Origin of the sequence: Bradyrhizobium sp. F1.13.3 (genome assembly GCF_040548265.1) — a bacterium.
Lineage (GTDB): Bacteria > Pseudomonadota > Alphaproteobacteria > Rhizobiales > Xanthobacteraceae > Bradyrhizobium.
In genome coordinates, this window is record NZ_JBEPRI010000010.1 from 17,815 (window position 1) to 36,788 (window position 18,974).

Annotated in this window: 18 protein-coding genes; 13 read left to right on the plus strand and 5 right to left on the minus strand. The window is 63.8% G+C overall.

Going from position 1 to position 18,974, the window contains the following annotated elements:
• Positions 1 to 15: 15 nt before the first annotated feature.
• The 3 genes from glgX to glgA all read right to left on the minus strand — a co-directional run bounded on the left by glgX (position 16) and on the right by glgA (position 4,038).
• Positions 16 to 2,253 carry a glycogen debranching protein GlgX gene (gene glgX / locus ABIB66_RS25205; RefSeq protein ID WP_354204941.1) on the minus strand — a complete coding sequence of 746 codons (2,238 nt, stop codon included), beginning with the start codon at positions 2,251 to 2,253 and terminating at the stop codon, positions 16 to 18.
• A gap of 43 nt (positions 2,254 to 2,296) precedes the next feature.
• Complete coding sequence (locus tag ABIB66_RS25210) at positions 2,297 to 2,554, minus strand: DUF3606 domain-containing protein (protein ID WP_354204943.1); 258 nt, start codon at positions 2,552 to 2,554, stop codon at positions 2,297 to 2,299.
• A 74-nt stretch (positions 2,555 to 2,628) separates the two neighbouring features.
• Entirely contained in the window at positions 2,629 to 4,038 is a 1,410-nt protein-coding gene (gene glgA / locus ABIB66_RS25215; protein ID WP_354204945.1) for a glycogen synthase GlgA, read from the minus strand.
• A 335-nt stretch (positions 4,039 to 4,373) separates the two neighbouring features.
• Between glgA and treZ the strand changes: the two genes are divergently transcribed.
• Together treZ and ABIB66_RS25225 are read left to right on the plus strand one after the other, a co-directional pair.
• Positions 4,374 to 6,185, plus strand: coding sequence for a malto-oligosyltrehalose trehalohydrolase (gene treZ, locus ABIB66_RS25220; protein WP_473302312.1), 1,812 nt, complete (start codon positions 4,374 to 4,376; stop codon positions 6,183 to 6,185).
• Positions 6,186 to 6,248: 63 nt separating this feature from the next.
• Positions 6,249 to 7,106 (plus strand): SDR family oxidoreductase, encoded by an 858-nt coding sequence (locus ABIB66_RS25225; RefSeq protein WP_354204949.1) that lies wholly within the window; start codon positions 6,249 to 6,251, stop codon positions 7,104 to 7,106.
• 88 nt (positions 7,107 to 7,194) lie between these two features.
• On the opposite strand, the gene ABIB66_RS25230 is transcribed toward ABIB66_RS25225, so the two are convergent.
• Entirely contained in the window at positions 7,195 to 7,710 is a 516-nt protein-coding gene (locus ABIB66_RS25230; protein ID WP_354204951.1) for a YciE/YciF ferroxidase family protein, read from the minus strand.
• Between the two features lie 85 nt (positions 7,711 to 7,795).
• On the opposite strand from ABIB66_RS25230, the gene ABIB66_RS25235 reads away from it, so the two are divergent.
• The 3 genes from ABIB66_RS25235 (at position 7,796) to ABIB66_RS25245 (ending at position 8,814) form a co-directional block, all read left to right on the plus strand.
• A complete protein-coding gene (locus ABIB66_RS25235; protein ID WP_275169405.1) occupies positions 7,796 to 7,990 on the plus strand; it encodes a hypothetical protein in 195 nt (64 codons plus the stop codon).
• A 40-nt stretch (positions 7,991 to 8,030) separates the two neighbouring features.
• On the plus strand, positions 8,031 to 8,294 hold the full coding sequence (locus tag ABIB66_RS25240; protein ID WP_354204954.1) for a hypothetical protein: 264 nt from the start codon (positions 8,031 to 8,033) through the stop codon (positions 8,292 to 8,294).
• A 334-nt stretch (positions 8,295 to 8,628) separates the two neighbouring features.
• On the plus strand, positions 8,629 to 8,814 hold the full coding sequence (locus ABIB66_RS25245; RefSeq protein ID WP_275169403.1) for a hypothetical protein: 186 nt from the start codon (positions 8,629 to 8,631) through the stop codon (positions 8,812 to 8,814).
• A 47-nt stretch (positions 8,815 to 8,861) separates the two neighbouring features.
• Here the strand turns inward: ABIB66_RS25245 and ABIB66_RS25250 are convergent, their stop codons facing one another.
• Entirely contained in the window at positions 8,862 to 10,649 is a 1,788-nt protein-coding gene (locus ABIB66_RS25250) for a peptide ABC transporter substrate-binding protein (protein WP_354204956.1), read from the minus strand.
• 392 nt (positions 10,650 to 11,041) lie between these two features.
• Between ABIB66_RS25250 and ABIB66_RS25255 the strand changes: the two genes are divergently transcribed.
• The 8 genes from ABIB66_RS25255 to ABIB66_RS25290 all read left to right on the plus strand — a co-directional run bounded on the left by ABIB66_RS25255 (position 11,042) and on the right by ABIB66_RS25290 (position 18,903).
• The gene (locus ABIB66_RS25255) at positions 11,042 to 11,836 is read left to right on the plus strand and encodes a MetQ/NlpA family ABC transporter substrate-binding protein (protein WP_275169401.1); all 795 of its coding nucleotides are present in this window, start codon (positions 11,042 to 11,044) and stop codon (positions 11,834 to 11,836) included.
• Between the two features lie 136 nt (positions 11,837 to 11,972).
• Positions 11,973 to 13,007 carry a putative FMN-dependent luciferase-like monooxygenase gene (locus ABIB66_RS25260; RefSeq protein ID WP_354204959.1) on the plus strand — a complete coding sequence of 345 codons (1,035 nt, stop codon included), beginning with the start codon at positions 11,973 to 11,975 and terminating at the stop codon, positions 13,005 to 13,007.
• Positions 13,008 to 13,054: 47 nt separating this feature from the next.
• Positions 13,055 to 13,681 (plus strand): CMD domain protein, encoded by a 627-nt coding sequence (locus ABIB66_RS25265; protein WP_354204961.1) that lies wholly within the window; start codon positions 13,055 to 13,057, stop codon positions 13,679 to 13,681.
• 12 nt (positions 13,682 to 13,693) lie between these two features.
• Entirely contained in the window at positions 13,694 to 14,278 is a 585-nt protein-coding gene (locus tag ABIB66_RS25270) for an alkylhydroperoxidase domain protein (protein WP_354204963.1), read from the plus strand.
• 60 nt (positions 14,279 to 14,338) lie between these two features.
• Positions 14,339 to 15,496, plus strand: coding sequence for an ABC transporter substrate-binding protein (locus tag ABIB66_RS25275; RefSeq protein WP_275169398.1), 1,158 nt, complete (start codon positions 14,339 to 14,341; stop codon positions 15,494 to 15,496).
• 13 nt (positions 15,497 to 15,509) lie between these two features.
• A complete protein-coding gene (locus ABIB66_RS25280; protein WP_354060098.1) occupies positions 15,510 to 17,333 on the plus strand; it encodes an ABC transporter permease in 1,824 nt (607 codons plus the stop codon).
• Positions 17,333 to 18,166, plus strand: a complete 834-nt coding sequence (locus tag ABIB66_RS25285; protein WP_275169396.1) for an ABC transporter ATP-binding protein — start codon at positions 17,333 to 17,335, stop codon at positions 18,164 to 18,166. Before ABIB66_RS25280 ends, ABIB66_RS25285 begins: the two co-directional genes overlap by 1 nt.
• Positions 18,163 to 18,903 carry an ABC transporter ATP-binding protein gene (locus ABIB66_RS25290; protein ID WP_354204966.1) on the plus strand — a complete coding sequence of 247 codons (741 nt, stop codon included), beginning with the start codon at positions 18,163 to 18,165 and terminating at the stop codon, positions 18,901 to 18,903. Before ABIB66_RS25285 ends, ABIB66_RS25290 begins: the two co-directional genes overlap by 4 nt.
• Positions 18,904 to 18,974: the final 71 nt, after the last annotated feature.

Here is an 18,974-nt window from a genome sequence, read left to right on the forward strand (position 1 = left end):
CCGTGTCACGCCGAGCTATCCCGGCAACGGCGCCTCCACGACGTCCAGCAGCGCGCCGAGGCCCTGTCGCAAACGGCGCGTGGCGATGCTCTCGGTGGCGAGACCGAACACCACGAGGGATCGCCCGGTCATCGCATAAACGTGCCCGAAGTCGAACGCGGGCATCTGCCCTTCCGGTTGATTGGTGTCGATCAACCCGACCCAGCTGCGTCCCTCGGCGACGGCAGGCAAGGTGAAATTGACGACGTCGTGATGGGCGTTGTAGATCAGCAGCATGGTTGCGTCCGAGCCGCGGCGCTTGATCCCGGTCTCCTGGGCGCGGCCGTCGAGCAGCAAAGCGAAACATTTGGCGTTGCCGTCCTGCCACTGCTCCGTCGTCATTTCCTCTCCGGACGGCGCGAGCCACGTCACGTCCTTGACGTCCAGCTCTTCGTTGTGCGAGCCGACCAGAAACCGACTGCGGTAGAGAATCGGAAATGCCTTGCGCGTCGCGATCAGCTTGCGCGTGAATTCGCGCAGGCTGCGGCCGTTCGCGGTGATGCCCATCCAGTCGAGCCATGTGGTCTCGTTGTCCTGGGCGTACGCGTTGTTGTTGCCGTGCTGGGTGTGTCCGAATTCGTCACCGGCAAGCAGCATGGGCGTGCCGTGAGACAACAGCATGGTTGCCAGCAAATTGCGCTTCTGGCGCTCGCGCAGCGCAATGATGTCCGGATCGTCCGTCGGTCCCTCGGCGCCGCAGTTCCAGGAATGATTGTTGCTGTGGCCGTCGCGATTGTCCTCGCCATTGGCTTCGTTGTGCTTGTCGTTGTACGAAACGAGATCATTGAGATTGAAACCGTCATGGGCGGTGACAAAGTTGACACTGGCCCACGGCCGGCGGCCGCGCTTGTTAAAGAGATCGCCGGATCCAGACACGCGCTTGGCGAAGTCCGCGATCGATCCTTCGTCGCCCTTCCAGAAAGCGCGCACGGTGTCCCTGAACTTGTCGTTCCATTCCGCCCATCCCGGCGGAAACTGACCGACCTGATAGCCGCCAGGACCGATGTCCCAGGGCTCGGCGATCAGCTTGACGCTGGAGAGCACGGGGTCCTGGCGGCAGGCATCGAGGAAGCCGCCGCCCTCGTCGAACCCGTAGGGTTCGCGTGCCAGAATGGTGGCGAGGTCGAACCGGAAGCCATCAACCCGCATCTCGGTCGCCCAGTAGCGCAGGGAATCCGCCACCAGTTGCAGCACGCGCGGGTGTGACAGGTTCACCGTGTTTCCGGTACCGGTATCGTTGATGTAATAGCGCTGCTGGTCCGGCAGCAGGCGGTAATAGCTGGCGTTGTCGATGCCCTTGAACGACAGGGTCGGGCCGAGTTCGTTTCCTTCCGCGGTGTGATTGTAGACGACGTCGAGGATGACCTCGATGCCATGGGCGTGGAACTGGTTGACCATGGCTTTGAATTCGTTCGCGAACGGCGTCTTGAGGTAACGCGGCTCCGGCGCGAAGAAGGCAAGGGAGTTGTAGCCCCAGTAATTGCGCAGGCCTTTCTCGACCAGGTAGCTGTCGTCGACGAAGGCATGGATCGGCAACAGTTCTGCACTGGTGATGCCGAGCGATCGCAAATAGGCCGGCACCTCCGAGTGCGCGAGACCGGAGAACGTGCCGCGGTCTGCGTCCGGCACCAGCGGATGCAGCTGGGTAAAGCCCTTGACGTGCATCTCGTAGACGATCGTCCGCTCCCACGGCACTTCCGGCTTGCGCGCGGCGCCCCAGGTGAAGGCGGGGTCGATGACCCGGCATTTCTGCATCAAGGGCGCGCTGTCGCGTTCGTCGTAGGAGAGATCCTTGTCGGCATGGTCGAGCTGGTAGCCGAACAGCTCCGGTCCCCAGCGCAACCGGCCGACCAGCTGCTTGGCGTAGGGATCGAGCACGAGCTTGTTGGGATTGAAGCGGTGTCCCGCGTCGGGTTCGTACGGGCCGTGAACGCGGTAGCCATAGACGGTGCCTGGACGGGCGGCGGGCAAATAGCCATGCCAGACTTCGTCGGTATATTCCGGGAGTTCGATCCGCTCCAATTCGGTCTCGCCGTCGTCGTCGAACAGGCAGAGCTCGACCTTGGTGGCATGGGCCGAAAACAGCGCGAAATTGACGCCGAGCCCGTCCCAAGTGGCGCCGAGCGGAAACGGCTTGCCCTCGCTGATCCGGGAGCGGCGCAGGCTCGAGGCCGCTCGCGTCAGGGCGTCATCCGAATGTACTTGTTGATCCATCGTTCCCCCCGGACAGCCCTTCAAGAATTTGGTGCAGTTGCCGTCACTTCCGCGTCGCCTGCTCGCCGACGTTCGCCGAAGCGATCACGGCGACAGGAGGCACATCGTCCGGCTTGGGCAGCGTGGTTGCCCTTTGCAGCGCCGCCTCCTTGCTGATGGCCGCAATCGAGTTGCCGGTCCGCTCGACGATGCTGGTCAGCTCCGCGTCGGACAGTCCGAGACGCTTTCTGACGAGGCGCACCTGGGTACGGTCGGCCAGGTCGAGCTTGTTGCGGATCGGTTGTGGCTTCGAGCGGCGCATGGCGAAAACTCCTGTGTAGAGCTGCAACCGCGCCCCAAGTGATTCCGTTCCCTGCTTGCCTTGCAGTTGCGCGTCTAGATCGAAGATTTGTAGATCGCCGCGTACGATTTGGCCGACTGGGTCCAACTGAAGGCCTGTGCCATGGCCGCGCGCCGCATGTGATCGAGGCGATCCTTCATGCCGAAGGTGGAAAAGGCCCGGCAAAGGCTTCCAAGGAAGCCGGGGGCTGACGCGCGGTCGAACAGGAAGCCCGTTTCGCCATCCACGATCGTCTCGGCGAGGCCGCCGGTACGATGGCCGATTGGCAGCGAACCGAAGCGCTGGGCGTACATCTGGCTCAGCCCGCAGGGTTCGAAGCGCGACGGCATCAGGGTAAAGTCGCTGCCGGCGAAGATCTTTCGTGCCTCGGCGTCGTCGAAGCCGATCTTCACGGCGATCGAGCGCGGCGCGCGCACTTGCGCCTGCAGCAGCGCTTCCTCGAACCGCGTTTCGCCCTTGCCTGTCACGACAATCTGGCCGCCCGCATCGACGATCGCTTGCGCACTCTCGATCACGAGGTCGACGCCCTTCTGGTGCACCAGGCGCGCCACGAGCGCGAACAGGGGACCTCTTGAGACCGCCAGTCCGAACTGCTCCCTGACGTCGTCGGCGTTCAACGACCGTTCGGTCCAGTCCCCGGCGCCGAACGGCTGGAACAGCGAGGGGCAGGTGCGCGGATCCCAGCTCTCGTCGATCCCGTTCAAGATGCCGGAAAGCTGGTTGCGATCGGCCCGTTGCCGCAACAGCCCTTCGAGACCGCAGCCGAACTCGGCGGTGGTGATCTCGCGGGCATAGGTCTGGCTGACGGTCGTCAGGTGGGAAGCGTAGACCAGGCCGGCCTTGATGAAGGACAGACGATTGTAGAATTCCACGCCGTCGATGTTGAAGCTCGCCTCGGGAATGCCCAGCGGCGCGAGCGAGCTGCGGTCGAAGACGCCTTGATAGGCGAGATTGTGGATCGTGAACACAGTTGGAATGTGCGCGTACTGCCATTCCAGATAACCGGGGATCAGTGCACATTGCCAGTCATTGGCATGGACGAGATCGGCGGCCCAATCCTTGTCGACCAATCCTCTCGCGACCTGCGCTGCGGCATAAGAGAAGGTCGCGAACCGGACATTGTTGTCGCCCCAATCGGCCCCGCGGCCATCGGCATAGGGGGTGCCGTCTCGTTCGTACAGCGCCGGGCACCGGACGACGTAATAGGTCATGCCGTCGGCGGTATGCCCGAGATCGATCGCGAAGGCCGGAAGGGCCGCGAATGGCTGGCACCATCCGACGGTCGTAAGGTCTTGTAACCCGCGCAGGACAGCCGGATAGCCGGGGATGATGACGCGGACGTCGGCAAAATCGCGCAAGGCGCGCGGGAGAGCCGCCGAGACGGCGGCGAGTCCACCCACTTGAATGAAGTCTGATACTTCAGGCGTCGCGAAAAGGATCCGCATGCGCTAGGCCCCCCGGCCCAAGGGACAACATCGGCCTCTGCCAACCATCTTCGAAATTCCAATTGCGCTTCCCCAACGGAGCGCAAATCCTGAATTCCGCACCGCAACAAACGTTCCTAACTTTCGCCACCGATCAGACTTTTTTCGTCCTCGGTCCAAAAGTGCACATAGAGCGTGTGCGCCGGGTGCGGCGCTCGCCTGAGGAACGAATGCCCGCATCTCGGCTTCATTCGTCCTGAGCATGCTTAAGCGATCGTAAAATCGAGCCTCGCGAAGCGTGTCGTCACTTCCAGCCATGCAGGTAAAGGCGGCCAGGTTTGAGTCACAGATTGGGAATGGCCGGGCAGGCGCGACACCACGGTCCTCGATGCCTCGATCACGGGGTCTGCTTCAATCTCTGGGCGCCGACGGCGCGCTCGGTCGAATTGCTCGAAGCCGGCCAGCCGCCCCGCCCGATGACGCGAGACGACGACGGCTGGTACCAGTGGTTGAGCCCCACCGCGCGCGTCGGCACGCGCTATCAGTTCAGGATCAACGAAGATCTGGTCGTTCCCGATCCCGCCTCGTTCTTCCAGCCCGACGACGTCGGGGCGCCGAGCGAGGTGGTCGACACCGCGGCGTTCCGGGATCCGGTGCTCTATCCCGGCCGCCCCTGGGCGGAGGCCGTGATCTACGAGCTGCATGTCGGCACCTTCAGCGAGGAAGGCAGCTATGCCGGCATCGAGAAGAAGCTGCCCTATCTGCGCCATCTCGGCATCACCGCGATCGAGCTGATGCCACTCAATGACGTCCCCGGCCGGCACAATTGGGGCTATGACGGCGTGCTGCTGAATGCGCCAAATGCACGCTACGGCAGGCCGGAAGACCTCAAGCGGCTGTTACGCGCGGCGCATGCCCTCGACATCATGGTCTATCTCGATGTCGTCTATAACCATTTCGGGCCGCAGCTGAACTATCTGCACCTCTATGCAGAGAGCTTCTTCACCGCGCGCCACAGCACCGGCTGGGGGCCTGCGGTCAACCTCGAGGGACACGACGGCGCGTTCGTGCGCGAGTTCCTGATCGAGAACGCGTTGATGTGGCTGCGCGACTATGGCTTCGACGGCTTGCGGCTCGACGCGGTCCATGCCCTGAAGGACGATTCCGAACGCCATTTCCTGGTCGAGCTTGCCGAGACGGTTCGCCGTCAGCTGCCGGGCCGGCGCGTGCATCTGATGCTGGAGAACGAGGCCAATCAGGCCCGCCTGCTCGACCGAGCGCAAGGACCAACCCGGCTCTATGATGCGCAATGGGGCGATGATTTTCACAACGCGCTCCACGTCCTGTTGACGGGCGAGGACGAAGGCTATTATCGCGCCTTCGCCGACAGGCCGCTCGAACATCTCGCGCGAGCGCTCATTGAGGGCTTTGCCTATCAGGGCGAAGTCTTTCCGCTGCATGACGCACCGCGCGGCGAGCCGAGCGCGCATCTGCCGCCCGAGGCCACCATCTTCTTCGCCCAGAACCACGACCAGATCGGCAACCGCGCGTTGGGGGAGCGGCTTTCAAGACTGGTCGGTGCGGAGAAACTGGATCAGGCCATGGCGCTGGTTCTCTTGAATCCGCATATTCCGATGTTGTTCATGGGTGAGGAAGCCGCGGCCGAGACGCCGTTCCTGTTCTTCGCGGATTGGTCGGGCGAAGCGGCCGAGCTGACGCGGGAAGGGCGGCGCAAGGAGTTTTCTCACTTCAAGGCATTCTCGACGCCTGACATGCGCGCCAGGATTCCGGATCCGTGCGATGAAAAGACCTTCGAGGCATCGAAGCTCGACTGGACCGGCATCGATCGCTCTCCCGCCAGCGCCAGGTTTCGCGGCCTGACAGCCCAATTGCTGAAGATACGGCGCGAGAAGATCGTGCCGCTGATCAAACGGGGTTTCGTGTCGGCTGATTGCAAGTTGCTGGGGGAGGACCAGCGCAAGGGCGGCCTGGATGCCCGTTGGCGGACGGAGAAGGGAGACATCTTGCAGATTGTTACCAATTTCGCCGACCGCGAACTGCCCATGCCGGCACTGGTTGCGGGCGAGAGCCTATGGCGATTGGGTGCCGGCGACGCGCCAGCCCTATTGCCGAACGACATCATCGTGCGGCTTGGCCAGGAGGCGTGATGGAACGGCGAGGAACGCTTCCGAAAGCTTTCCGTTAGCGGAGCAAATCTCTGGAGCCGCTTCATGACCGAATATCCAAAGCCGCCTTATCCTCCGCAACAGCAACCGATGCCCGGTTCGACGCGCGCGATGAATCCGCGACCGGATCACGGCGAGGAGAGTTATAAAGGCGCCGGGCGCCTGGCCGGAAAGAAAGCGATTATCACCGGAGGCGACAGCGGCATCGGCCGCGCGGTCGCGATCGCCTATGCCCGGGAAGGCGCGGACATCGTCGTCGCCTATTTGAACGAGGACGAGGATGCCGCCGAGGTCAAGGCGCTGGTGGAGCGCGAGGGACGCAAGGTCGTCCTGATCCCCGGTGACATCCGCAATCCCGATCATTGCCGCGCGATCGTCGCCCGCACCGTCCAGGCGTTCGGCGCAATAGACATCCTCGTCAATAACGCGGCCCATCAGGACACGTTCAAGGAGATCGCTGATATCAGCGACGAGGAATGGCAGCGGACGTTCGAGACCAACATCCACGCCATGTTCTATCTCACCAAGGCTGCGGTGCCCCACATGCGCCCGGGAGCGGCGATCATCAACACCGCGTCGGTGAACTCCGACATGCCGAATCCGACCCTGCTCGCCTATGCGACGACCAAGGGCGCCATTCAGAATTTCACCGGCGGGCTCGCCCAGATGCTGGCGGCGAAGGGCATTCGGGTCAATGCGGTCGCCCCGGGGCCGATCTGGACGCCGCTGATTCCGTCGACCATGCCGGAGGACAAGGTCAAGAATTTTGGCAAGCAGGTGCCGATGCAGCGGGCCGGCCAGCCGGCCGAGCTCGCGACCGCCTATGTCATGCTCGCCGATCCGCTCTCGAGCTACACATCGGGAGCAACCCTGGCGGTCACCGGCGGGAAGCCGTTCATCTGACCGAACGTGCAACGAGAACGTGGCAGCTCCGCGAGCGGGGCCGCCACGTCCAGTACTTCACCAGCACGTCTTAACTGGCACGTCTCGATCAAGCGGCGCTGGACGCCTTGGCATTGACGCCCTTGCGAAGCGCTACGGTATTCAGCTTGGTGTTGGCGGCCTTCTCTTCGTTCAGGTTCGTCGTGAGGAAGCGCACGATGTCGTCGTGCCCGAGTTCCTCCGCCCATGCGATCAGCGTGCCGTAGCGGCACATTTCATAATGCTCGACGGCCTGTGCGTTGGCCACGATCGCGGCGTCGAGCACGGCCTTGTCCTCGATCTCGCCGGCGGTCTCGTCGGCCTCCTTGATGATGCCGTCGATGGCGGGACAGTGCGTTCCGCTGGGCTCCTTGCCGAGCTTCGCGAACACCTTGCCGAGCCTGTCGACCTGCTTGTTGGTCTCTTCCAGATGAGCTTTCAGCCCGGCGACGAGGTCTTTGTTCGTCGCCTTGTCGATCATCTTCGGCAGCGCCTTGAGGATCTGCTGTTCCGCGTAATAGATATCCTGCAGGCCGTGCAGCAGCAGGTCTTCCATCGATTTGATATCCTTGGTGAAGAATCCCATAAATGATGTCTCCTTTCACAATGATGGAACTGGAACGCCGCAAAGCCACGGCTGTTCCATCCCCGGACCAGATCAGGAGAGCCCAATGAGCGATGGAGTGGATCATCTTGCGGGCCTGCTCGGACGAGCGGCGATGGACGTGTGGGGCGACATGCCGCGCGACATCCAGGAAGCGCTGTTCGAGACTGCCATGAAGGGACGTGCCGCGGAACGGGAAGAGCTTGCGCGGCTGCTGCACGAGAGGCATCCCCGTACGCTTCATCCGGCGCGGCCGGGCTGAGTCGCGGCAGGAACGATCGGGCAAGAAGCCGATTTGTAAAATGTGGATGCGCGGCCAACGGGATTCGACGAAGTCCGCGAGCCGTAGCTCCGCCCAGGATCAAATCGGTGAGTCGATCGGCGTGACTGAAATGATGATCGGAAAATGGTACGACCCGATCTCCCAGAGATGGATCGTGCCGCGCGAGGCGCGCCCGGTGGCGGGCTATTCGCAATCCAACCCGGAGAAAGGGCCAGAAACCCGCGCATCGGGCGATGCGGAGCGGATCTGGGACCTGTTGGTCGATTGCTGCGCGCGCGGTTGATTTCCGAGCCGCACCATCATTCGCTCTGCTGTCGGCAATTCATAGAGTGATGACATAGACCGCGAAGGCAATGATGAGTGCCAGGCTCACGACGGCGGTGCTGATCAGTATCTTGCCCATGGCGCGTCCGTGTTGTCTCACGGCATCAATGAAACAGCCGTCATCTTCGTTCCGGACCGCAGCTGAAGGCAGCTCGAACTGTTCACATGTGAACAAAGTGCGTCGGTACCAAATGGCTTGAACTATATCATTTGATATAGATATGGCTGCGCTCGCTCTTATCATTGGCCATCCAGAAAGGCACCGCATCGTGCCATGACATGGAGATCCGATCGTGCTCAGGCGGCATCGCGTTCAGCAAACCACCACGCTTCAAGAGCGGCTTGCGGAGTTCACCAGGACCATCCGTGAGAAGGCCGAGTCGTTGCCCGACGGCAAGGAGAGGGATGAGCTGATGAAACGGCTGAGAAGCGCCGACACGGCGTCAAACCTCGACCGCCAATTCGCGGGCAGGGATTGAGCTGGTGGTCTGCCGAGACGGAGATCGAGCGTTCAGCCTCTCCGGCGTCAGCTGCGGTACCAACCCGCCAGATTCCAGGTCGTAACGTCCCATCCCGACATGTCCACCATGAGGTCGTTGACCCCTGCGTTGACGATGTTGCGGGATAGAAGCGGCAGGAACACGTTAGCCTCGCAAAAGGTTTCGTCGACCTTGATCAGCAGCGCGGCGCGCTTGACCGGATCAAGCTCGTTCTGCGCGGCCTTGTAGGCCTTGTCGGCCTCGGGATCGGACCAGCGCGAGACGTTGCGGCCGAGCCATTTGTTGTCCTTGTTGGAGATTTCCCAGGAGACGCACTGGTTCAGGAAGCGCTCCGGGTCGGGCTGCGGCTGCGTGGTGTTGTACATCTCCATATCGGCATAGAATTTCGAGTAGGTGTCGGGGTTGCCGACGTCGGACGAGAAGAACACCGATGCCGTGACCGCCTTGATTTCGATCTCGATGCCGGCCTTCTGGCAAGCCTGCTTGATGATCGCCTGCGTCTTCTGACGCGGCGCATTGGTCGAGGTCTGGAAGACGAATTTGAGCTTCTTGCCGTCCTTCTCGCGGATGCCGTCCGCGCCCTTGGCCCAGCCGGCTTCATCGAGGACCTTGTTGGCCTTGCCGATGTCGAACTCGTATTTCAGCTTCGGCGACTTGAACTGTTTGGGTGCGTTGACGAAGCTCGCGGTGGCGACGCCGCCGCGCCCGTAGATGAACTTCTGGATCGACTCGCGGTCGATCAGCAGGTTCATCGCGCGGCGAACGGCGGGATCGGACAGCGCCGGGTGCTTGGTCTTGGGGCTGGAGCGCTCGCCGTCCACCTCGGTCCACGGGTCCGTCGTGTTGAGGATGATGAACTCGACGTTACCTGAGGGCGTGACGTCGAGCTTGCCCTTGCCGCTGGCCTCCATGCGTTTGAGGACCTCCTCCTCCACCTGCATGTTCCAGGCATAGTCATATTCGCCGGTCTGCAGCACGGCGCGCGCCGCGGACACCGCATCGCCGCCGCCCTTGATCTCCAGCGTGTCGAAATGCGGCTGGTTCTTGACGTGATAGTCGGGATTGCGTTCGGCCCGGATCAGGTCCCCGGGCTTGAACTCGACGAATTTGTAGGGACCGGTGCCGACCGGCTTCAGATTGCCAGGCGCTTCGCGCGACTTCGCACCGACATAGTCGCCGAAATGATGTTTCGGCAGGATCGGACCGACCGAACCGACGAACGGGTCGGCCCAGAACGGAGTCGGCGCCTTGAAGAGCACCTTGACGGTGTGGTCGTCGATCTTCTCGACCGTGATGTCTTTGTAGGATCCGGTGGTGTACGCCGCTGTGGCGAGATCCGAGGCGTATTGCCAGGTGAAGACGACGTCATCGGCGGTGAAGGGCTTGCCGTCGTGCCACCTCACGCCCTGCTTCAGTTTCCAGGTCACGCTCAGGCCGTCCGGGGAAAGGCCGCCGTTCTGCTTGGATGGGGCCTCGGCCGCGAGGCAGGGGACGAGATTGCCCTCCTTGTCCCAGCCGGCGAGCGGCTCGAAGAAGACGCGCGAGGCGATCTGATCCTTGGTGCCGAGCGCGAAATGCGGATTGAGCAGCGTCGGAGCCTGCCAGAGCAGGATCTTGAGCGGGCCGCCGCCCCCGGCCTTGGTCGGCTTGTAGGGCAGCGTGGCGTCCGCCATCGCCACGTCGTTCCAGACCAGGATCTGGCTCGCGACCGGCGCTGCGATCCCGATCGCAGCCATGGTCTGCATGAAGGAGCGTCGCGACAGCTTGCCCTGCTTCACCTCAGCGATGGACTTGCGGATTTCGTTCTCGTTCATCGGATGATCCCCACTTCACAGACAAGTCGTCACCGGCCAGGGCCCATCATGTTTCATCATGGGCGAGGCGGCAATGCCGACAGGGTCAGAAAACCCTGCGGCGAAATGACGAACGTGTGGGGGGAGGTTTGAAGCCCGGATGGAGCCGAGCGCAAACCAGGATAAGTCCTGCCGCGCAGGCGGCGTCCCGAGTCGGGCTTCGCTCCATCGGACTACGGGCAACGATCCGTGCCGTTTTGCCGTGATGCGCCTCACGCTTGCGCGGGTGCATTCGTTCCCCACATGCGATCGAACGGAGAAGTGTCGTCCGCGTCAGCCGGCCAATATGGATTTCCATTTCATTGATTTCGCCTCGCGGAGAAGCGAATACGGTTCCAATTATTGCCCGAGTCATGGAGACCAAGATGTCGTTCCGTTCCACCCTGATCCTCGCGATCGTGCTCGCCGCCTGGTCGGCCGCCGCTTCGGGCGAGACCATCAAGATCGGCGTGACGCCGGGGCCGCACGCCCAGATCTTTGAGGCCGTGAAGCCGATCGCGGCCAAGCAGGGTCTCGACATCAAGCTCATCGAATTCTCCGACTACGTCGTGCCGAACGCCGCGCTCGATGCGGGCGAAATCCACGCCAATTCGTTCCAGAACCAGCCTTATCTCGACAACCAGAAGGCCGACCGTGGCTACAAGATCGAAGCCGTCGGCCTGACCGTGAATTTCCCGATCGGTGTCTATTCCAAGAAGCACAAGGCCTTCGCCGATATCCCGGAGGGCGGCAAGGTCTCGATCCCGAACGATCCGACCAATGGCGGGCGCGTGTTGCTGCTCCTGCGCGACAAGGGTGCGATCAAGCTGAAGGACGGCACCGGCTTCAAGCCGACGGTGCTTGATATCACCGAGAATCCCAAGAAGCTGAAGTTTATCGAGGTCGACGCGGCGCAGGCGCCGCGCGCGCTCGACGATGTCGACGCTGCCGCGATCAACACCAATTATGCAACCCAGGCGGGCCTCGATCCCGTCAAGGATCCGATCCTGCGCGAGGACCCGAAGGGCCCCTACGTCAATCTCATCGCCATTCGCACGGTCGACAAGGACAAGCCCTGGGTCAAGATCCTCGTGGACAGCTACCACACGGCGGAGGTCAAGGAGTTCGTCCTGACCAAGTTCAAGGGCGCGGTGCTGCCGAGCTGGTAGGCAGTCTGCCTAGTCAAAGTCCAGCTCAGGGCGATCCCGGCGGGCAGCCTTGCGTACTAGCCCTGCGCAATGCCCGCTTGTCTGGAGCTGCGGCAACCGACATCATCGGGGCCCATCCTCGTCCGACAGGGGTCGTATGAAACGCTTAGCAAACCTGAAACGCCTGGGGTTTTTCACGCGGCTTCTCGACGAGGCCCCGCCCGCCGACCGATATCGCTTCGCGGCCGAGCAGATCGTGCGCGCCGAGAAGGCGGGCCTCGATTCCGCGTGGATCGCGCAGCACCATTTCCACGAGCGCGAGGGCGGCCTGCCGTCGCCCTTCACCTTCCTCGGTTACGTCGCAGCCCAAACCTCGCGCATTCGGCTCGGCACCGGCATCGTCACCTTGCCGCTTGAGAATGCGGTGCGCGTGGCCGAGGACGCCGCGGTGCTCGATCTGCTCTGCAACGGTCGCTTCGAACTCGGTGTCGGCACCGGCGGCAATCCCTCGGCCTTTGCTGCCTTCGGCCTCGACAGCGCCCAGCGTAACGAGATCTTTGCGCGCAATCTGGAGGTCGTCCGCACGGCGCTGGTGGGCAAGCCGCTCGACGGTGGCGACACGCTCTATCCGCAGCGGCCGCAACTGGACGACAGGATCTGGCAGGCGACGTTCTCTGTGGCGGGCGGCGCGCGTGCCGGCAAGGCGGGCGATGGCCTGTTGCTGTCGCGCACCCAGCCCCGGACTACGGAAGCGCCGAAGGCAACGCTGGCCGAGATTCAGAACCCGGTGATCGATGCCTATCTCGAAGCACTGCCGCCGGGACGCGAGCCCCGCATCATGGCTTCGCGCACCATCTTCGTCGCCGACGACCGCACTGAGGCGTTGCGCCTTGCCGATATCGGGCTGCGGCGCGCGCTGCCCCAATTCCTCAAGGGCGGCCACGCCAAGCCGGGCGAGACGCTGGAGGAGATGATCGCGGCCTTCGACACCCATGTCGGCGCGGCCGACGACGTCATCGCTTCGCTCCGCGCCGACGCCACGCTGGAGCGGGTGACCGATCTCGTCTTCCAGGCGCATTCCGTCGATGCCCCGCATCCCCATATCCTGCGCTCGATCGAGCTGGTCGCGGAGAAGGTCGCGCCAGCGCTGGGCTGGGCGCGGACGGCGCCCGACGTGGCGCTGGCGGGATAGTCGGAATGAACGGAATCGCGTTGCACCAGGCTGCAAGAGGCTCAATGATGGCTACGAAAGATATCATCGACACGCTCGCCGGGATCGAACGGGGTTCAGCGCTCGATACCATTCGCGGGCGCCGCCTGCAGGCGCGCGACAACGCGCAGCAGAGCTATCTCTCTCTGTTCGAGCCGATCGACGCCAGTGACTTCTCGCTCGTCGAGCGCGCCGCGGTCGCGCTCTTCGTGATCGGCCTTCACCGCGAGCCGACTGTAGCTGCCTTCTATCGCGCGAAGTTAGCTGCGATCGCCGACGGCGCACGCTTGGTTGAGGCGATCGAGGTTGAAATCGTGCGGGGCGAGACCTCTGGCCCCTACGGTGCCTTTCCGGATGGGCCGCTGTCGGTCGAGAACAAGGCGGGCCTGATCTACCGCGTCAGCGCGGAGCGCAAGGCCGATCTCGGGGGCCGGCTCGTTGTGGCGTTCGAGCATGCGCATCTGCTGGTGTTCCGCCCGCGCGATGCGGCTGCGGCCGACATGAAGGCGCTGCTCGCCGCCGGCTGGTCGAACACCGGGATCGTCACGTTCTCTCAGCTTGTTGCGTTCCTGTCGTTCCAGGTGCGCGTCGTCACCGCACTGCGCGTGCTCGGTGCCTCGCTCGGGCGCACCGCGAACGCCGCGGCCGGCGCGTAAGGAGGTTGCATCATGACCGCTGCAAGCAATGTCAATCCGCCCGTCGCCTTCACCCAGGATGAACTGGGCTGGGTGTCGTGGATCGATCCGCTGCCCGAAGCCGAGCTGACCGAGCGGCATTTCGCCGGCCTCGTCGATCGCTCCCGTTCCAAGTCCGAGTATTTCCGTCTGCTGGTGCGCGATCCCGAGGTGCTGGAAGCCCGCACCAAGACCGACAAGGACATCTTCTACAATGTTGCCGACGGCCTGCCGCGCGCCGAGCGCGAGCTCGCGGCAGCTGCGACCTCGCGCCACAACGGCTGCATCTACTGCGCCTCCGTGCACGCGCGTTTCGCCAGCACCTATTCCAAGCGCCGCGATGATGTGCAGCGCCTGCTCGACGAAGGCGTTGGCGCCGATCTCGGCGAGCGCTGGAATGCGGTCGTCAAGGCCTCCGTGGCGCTGGCTGCGACGCCGATCGCGTTTGGCCCGGACAATGTCGATGAGCTGCGCCGTGCCGGTCTCGACGATGCGGAGATCGTCGACGTCATCAACGGCGCGTCGTTCTTCAACTGGGCGAACCGGCTGATGCTGTCGCTCGGCGAGCCCTCGAAATAGGCAATCTCACCGGCATAGAAATTGCTGGTTGTTTCAACACCTGACAGGATGGAGCCGTCCATGAGCAACATCGATCGTCGTACCCTGGTCAAGGGCTCGCTTGCCGCCATGATGGCGGGAGCAGCCTTCTCGCGCGCCGCCTTCGCGCAATCGTCCGAACCGATCTTGCTGGGCGTCAGCGGTCCGTTGACCGGGCCGAACGCACAATATGGCACGCAATGGAAGCAGGGCTTCGATCTCGCGCTCGACGAGATCCAGGCCGCGGGCGGCATCAACGGCCGCAAGCTCGCCTATAGTTTCGAGGACAGCCAGAGCGACCCGCGCCAGTCGGTGGCGATCGCCCAGAAATTCGTCTCCGATCCCAGGATCGTCATGGAGCTCGGCGACTTCTCCAGCCCCGCCTCGATGGCGGCCTCGCCGATCTATCAGCGCGGCGGCCTGGTGCAGTTTGGATTTACCAATTCGCATCCCGATTTCACCAAGGGCGGCGACTTCATGTGGAGCACCTCGGTTAGCCAGGCCGACGAGCAGCCGCTGCTGGCGGCCTATGCCGTGAAACGTCTCGGCCTGAAGAAGCTCGCCGTGCTGCACCTCAACACCGATTGGGGCCGCACCAGCCGCGACTATTTCGTCAAGGCCGCGAAGGAGCACGGCGCCGAAATCGCGGTCACCGAAGGCTACATCGCGGAGGAGCGCGACTTCCGCTCCACGCTGGTGCGTGTCCGCGACGCCAATCCGGACGGGCTGATCCTGATCTCCTATTATTCTGACGGTGCGCTGATCGCGCGTCAGGCACGCCAGGTCGGGCTGAAGCAGGTGATTTGCGCCGCGAGCTCGGTCTACTCGCCGAAATTCCTGGAGCTCGGCGGGGAGGCCGTCGAGGACGTCCATGTCGGCACGCGCTACTTCCCCGAAGACCCGCGCCCCGAAGTGCAGACGTTCATCGCGGGCTTCAAGAAGAAATACAACGGGGTGGAGCCCGACGCGTTCAACGCCTACGCCTATGACGCGATGAACATGGCGGCCGCCGTCGTCAAGATCGGCGGCACCGACCGGCGCGCGATCCGCGACGCTTTTACGAAAGTGAAGGATGTCTCGAGCGTGATCTTCGGCAAGGCGACGTTCGACGTCGAGAGCCGGCGCGTCAAGGGCGCCATGAACGCCGAGCTCGTCGTCCGCAAGGGCCAGTTCGCGCTCTGGGACGGCAAGCCGACCTGAGGGGATCTCCTGCGTGTCTTCCTGGCTCGACTACACGATCAACGGGCTGATCGTCGGTAACGTCTACGCCCTCGTTGCGGTCGGGCTCGCGCTGATCTTCGGCGTCAGCCGGCTGATCAACTTTGCGCAAGGCTCGATCTACCTCGTCGGCGCCTATATCGGCTGGGTCGCGGTGGTGCAGCTGCATACGCCGCTGCCGCTTACCATCATCGTGGTCGCGGTGGCGGCGGCGCTGGTTGGCCTGATCATCGAACGGTTCGGCCTGCGTCCGCTGCAGAACTCGGTGCGCATCGCCCCGCTGTTGGCGACCATCGGCATCAGCTTCGTGCTCGATCAGCTCGTGATGCTGACGTTCTCCCCCAATCCGCGCGCGCTGCCGAGCCAGCTGCCAGACGTCCGCTTCCAGATCGGCGGCGGCACGATCGGACCGCTCGATCTCTTGATCGCCGGCGTCGGCATCACCAGCGCGCTGCTGCTGTTCGTGTTCCTGCGCTACAGCAAGCTTGGCTGGGCCATCCGCGCCACGGCCCAGGATCGCGACGCCGCGATGCAGATGGGTGTCGACGTCAACCGCGTCAATCAAGCCGTGTTCGGCATTGCGGCTGCGCTCGGCGGCATTTCCGGTCTGCTGGTCGGCATGTACTACAACCAGATCGACACCGCGATGAGCCTGCAGGCGACGCTCAAGGGCGTCGTCGCCGAAGTCGTCGGCGGCGCCGGCAACGTGCCGGGTGCGGTGATCGGCAGCCTGCTGCTGGGATTGGTGGAGAGCTACGGCGTCGCCGTGTTCGGCACCAGCTACCGCAATCTGTTCGCGTTCCTGCTGCTGGTCGTGGTGCTTGTGCTGCGCCCGAACGGCCTGTTCGCCAGCGCACGGCAGGCGCCGCCCGAGCCGCTCACCGGCACTTTCATCGCGCCGAGCCGCCCGGTGCGCATTCCGCGCTGGGCTCTGCTGATCGCTACCGCGGTCTTCGCGATCCTGCCGCTGTTGCCGGTGTCGTTCTACGTGCTCCAGACTCTGATCAACGCCTGGCTGCTCGGCATGCTCGCGCTGAGCCTTACGCTGGTGGCGGGCACGATCGGCCAGGTGTCGCTCGGACACGCCGCGCTGCTCGCGATCGGCGCCTACACCTCCGCGCTGCTGTCGCTCACCTTCTCCGTTCCCGTCGGCCTCGCCATCATCGGCGGCGGCCTGATGAGCGCGGCGCTCGGCACAGCGCTGATCTCGCCGTCGTTCCGGCTGCGCGGGCATTATGTCTCGATCGCGACGCTCGCGATCGGCGAGATCGTCTCGCTGGTGATCCTGAACTGGGAGAGCGTCACGCGCGGGCCGATCGGCATCTCCGGCATCCCGCCGCTGTCGCTGTTTGGCTATGAGCTGGTCAGCCCGATTTCGATCTACTGGTTCAGCTTCATCGCGATGGTCGTGCTGGCGCTGCTGCAGGGACGCCTGCTCGGCTCGCATCTCGGCCGCAGCTTTCGCGCCATTCGCGATGACGACATCGCCGCGCGCGCCTATGGGCTCAGCCTGAATCGCTACAAATCGCTGGCCTTCATCTTCGGCGGGTTCGCGGCCGGCGTCAGCGGCGGCATCGCCGCGCATCTCTATTCCTACATCAACCACGAGACCTTCAATACGCAGCAATCCATCCTGGCGCTGACGGTCGTGATCCTCGGCGGACTCGGCAATGTCGTCGGGGCCATCGTCGGAGCGGTCGCGCTGGTCGGCCTGCCGGAAGTGTTCCGGATCGCGGCGGAGTACCGCATCCTGATCTACGGCATCGTGCTGCTGCTGCTGGTGCGGTTCAGGCCGCAGGGCCTGTTGGGGACGATGTGATGGGCACGACCATGCTGTCCCTGCGCGGGCTGACGCGGCGCTTCGGCGGCCTCACCGCGGTCGACGCCATCGATCTCGATCTCGCCAAAGGCGAGCTGATCAGCATCATCGGCCCGAACGGGGCCGGCAAGACGACGCTGTTCAATCTCGTGACCGGGCTTGACCGGCCGGACGCCGGGACGGTTCGCTTCGAAGATCAGGACATCACGGGTTTCTCGCCGGAACGGCTCGCCGCCGAAGGCATCGCGCGCACGTTCCAGCTCGGCCGTGTCTTCGGCAATCTCAGCGTGATGGACAACGTGTTGATCGGTGCCCACACGCGGCTGCGTGCGGTCAGGCCGGCAGTGCCGGTGATCGGCCCGCTGCTGGAACTGGGTCTGGCGCTGCTGCGCCCCGCCAGCGTCAAGGCGGAAGAGGAGCGGTTGCGCGAGGATGTGAAGGTCATTCTCGCGCGCTTCGGCGAGCGGCTGCTGCCGCGCATCGACCAGCCGGCCTACAGCCTCTCTTACGCCAACCGCCGCCGCGTCGAGATTGCGCGTGCGCTCGCCTTGAAGCCGCGCCTGCTGCTGCTCGACGAGCCGACCGCCGGCATGAACCCGACCGAAACCACTGAGATGCAGGGCCTTGTCGCCGAGCTGAAGGCCGAAGGACTGACGATCTTGCTGATCGAGCACAAGCTCGAAATGGTGATGCGCCTCTCCGATCGCGTCATCGTCATGGATGAAGGCAAGAAAATCGCGGAAGGCCCGGGTGAACAGGTGCGCGGCGATCCCAAGGTGATCGAGGCCTATCTCGGCCACGGCCTGACAACGAAGCAGGAGAGCGCGGCATGACGAACACGCCGCCCGATGCGCTGCTGGCGCTTACCGACGTCAACACCTTCTACGGTCAGGCCCAGGTGCATTTCGATCTGTCGATATCAGTTCCGCGCGGCCACATCGTCTGCCTGCTCGGCGGCAACGCCAGCGGCAAATCGACGACGATGAAGATCATTTTGGGCCTGGTGAAGCCGCGCTCGGGCGATGTGACTTTCGACGGTGCCTCGCTGCTCGGGCTGACCACGCCCCAGATCGTCCGCCGCGGCATCGCCTCGGTGCCGGAGGCACGGCGCCTGTTCGCGGACATGAGCGTGCGCGAAAACATCCTGATGGGCGCCTTCGTGCGCGACGACCGCGAGGCGATCGCGCAGGATCTCGACAAGATGCTCACGCTGTTCCCGAAGCTCGGCCAGCGGCTATCGCAGCGCGCCGGTTCGCTCTCCGGCGGCGAGCAGCAGATGGTCGCGATGGCGCGCGCGCTGATGAGCCGTCCCAGGATGATCGTGATGGACGAGCCGACCATGGGGCTGTCGCCGCTTTATGTCGACCGCGTGCTGGAGCTGATTCGCACCATCAACCAGGAGGGCGTCTCGGTCTTCATGGTCGAGCAGAACGCCAGCCTCGCGCTCGAGATCGCGCACGAGGCCTATGTGCTCCAGACCGGCAAGATCGTTCTCTCCGGCTCCGCCCGCGCGCTGAAGGACGATCCCCGCATTCGCGACGCCTATCTCGGCGGCTCCGAGGCGGCGTGATGCAGTGCGCCGACGTCTCCTCCTCGTCATGGCCGGGACAAGCCGGGCATGACGACCTCCCGCAAATCCGC

Excerpts from the sequence above, each read along its gene's own strand:
- glgX (WP_354204941.1), bottom strand. The coding sequence starts at position 2,253 with ATGGATCAACAAGTACATTCGGATGACGCCCTGACGCGAGCGGCCTCG.
- ABIB66_RS25210 (WP_354204943.1), bottom strand. The coding sequence starts at position 2,554 with ATGCGCCGCTCGAAGCCACAACCGATCCGCAACAAGCTCGACCTGGCC.
- glgA (WP_354204945.1), bottom strand. The coding sequence starts at position 4,038 with ATGCGGATCCTTTTCGCGACGCCTGAAGTATCAGACTTCATTCAAGTG.
- treZ (WP_473302312.1), top strand. The coding sequence starts at position 4,374 with ATGGCCGGGCAGGCGCGACACCACGGTCCTCGATGCCTCGATCACGGG.
- ABIB66_RS25225 (WP_354204949.1), top strand. The coding sequence starts at position 6,249 with ATGACCGAATATCCAAAGCCGCCTTATCCTCCGCAACAGCAACCGATG.
- ABIB66_RS25230 (WP_354204951.1), bottom strand. The coding sequence starts at position 7,710 with ATGGGATTCTTCACCAAGGATATCAAATCGATGGAAGACCTGCTGCTG.
- ABIB66_RS25235 (WP_275169405.1), top strand. The coding sequence starts at position 7,796 with ATGAGCGATGGAGTGGATCATCTTGCGGGCCTGCTCGGACGAGCGGCG.
- ABIB66_RS25240 (WP_354204954.1), top strand. The coding sequence starts at position 8,031 with ATGTGGATGCGCGGCCAACGGGATTCGACGAAGTCCGCGAGCCGTAGC.
- ABIB66_RS25250 (WP_354204956.1), bottom strand. The coding sequence starts at position 10,649 with ATGAACGAGAACGAAATCCGCAAGTCCATCGCTGAGGTGAAGCAGGGC.
- ABIB66_RS25255 (WP_275169401.1), top strand. The coding sequence starts at position 11,042 with ATGGAGACCAAGATGTCGTTCCGTTCCACCCTGATCCTCGCGATCGTG.
- ABIB66_RS25260 (WP_354204959.1), top strand. The coding sequence starts at position 11,973 with ATGAAACGCTTAGCAAACCTGAAACGCCTGGGGTTTTTCACGCGGCTT.
- ABIB66_RS25265 (WP_354204961.1), top strand. The coding sequence starts at position 13,055 with ATGGCTACGAAAGATATCATCGACACGCTCGCCGGGATCGAACGGGGT.
- ABIB66_RS25270 (WP_354204963.1), top strand. The coding sequence starts at position 13,694 with ATGACCGCTGCAAGCAATGTCAATCCGCCCGTCGCCTTCACCCAGGAT.
- ABIB66_RS25275 (WP_275169398.1), top strand. The coding sequence starts at position 14,339 with ATGAGCAACATCGATCGTCGTACCCTGGTCAAGGGCTCGCTTGCCGCC.
- ABIB66_RS25285 (WP_275169396.1), top strand. The coding sequence starts at position 17,333 with ATGGGCACGACCATGCTGTCCCTGCGCGGGCTGACGCGGCGCTTCGGC.
- ABIB66_RS25290 (WP_354204966.1), top strand. The coding sequence starts at position 18,163 with ATGACGAACACGCCGCCCGATGCGCTGCTGGCGCTTACCGACGTCAAC.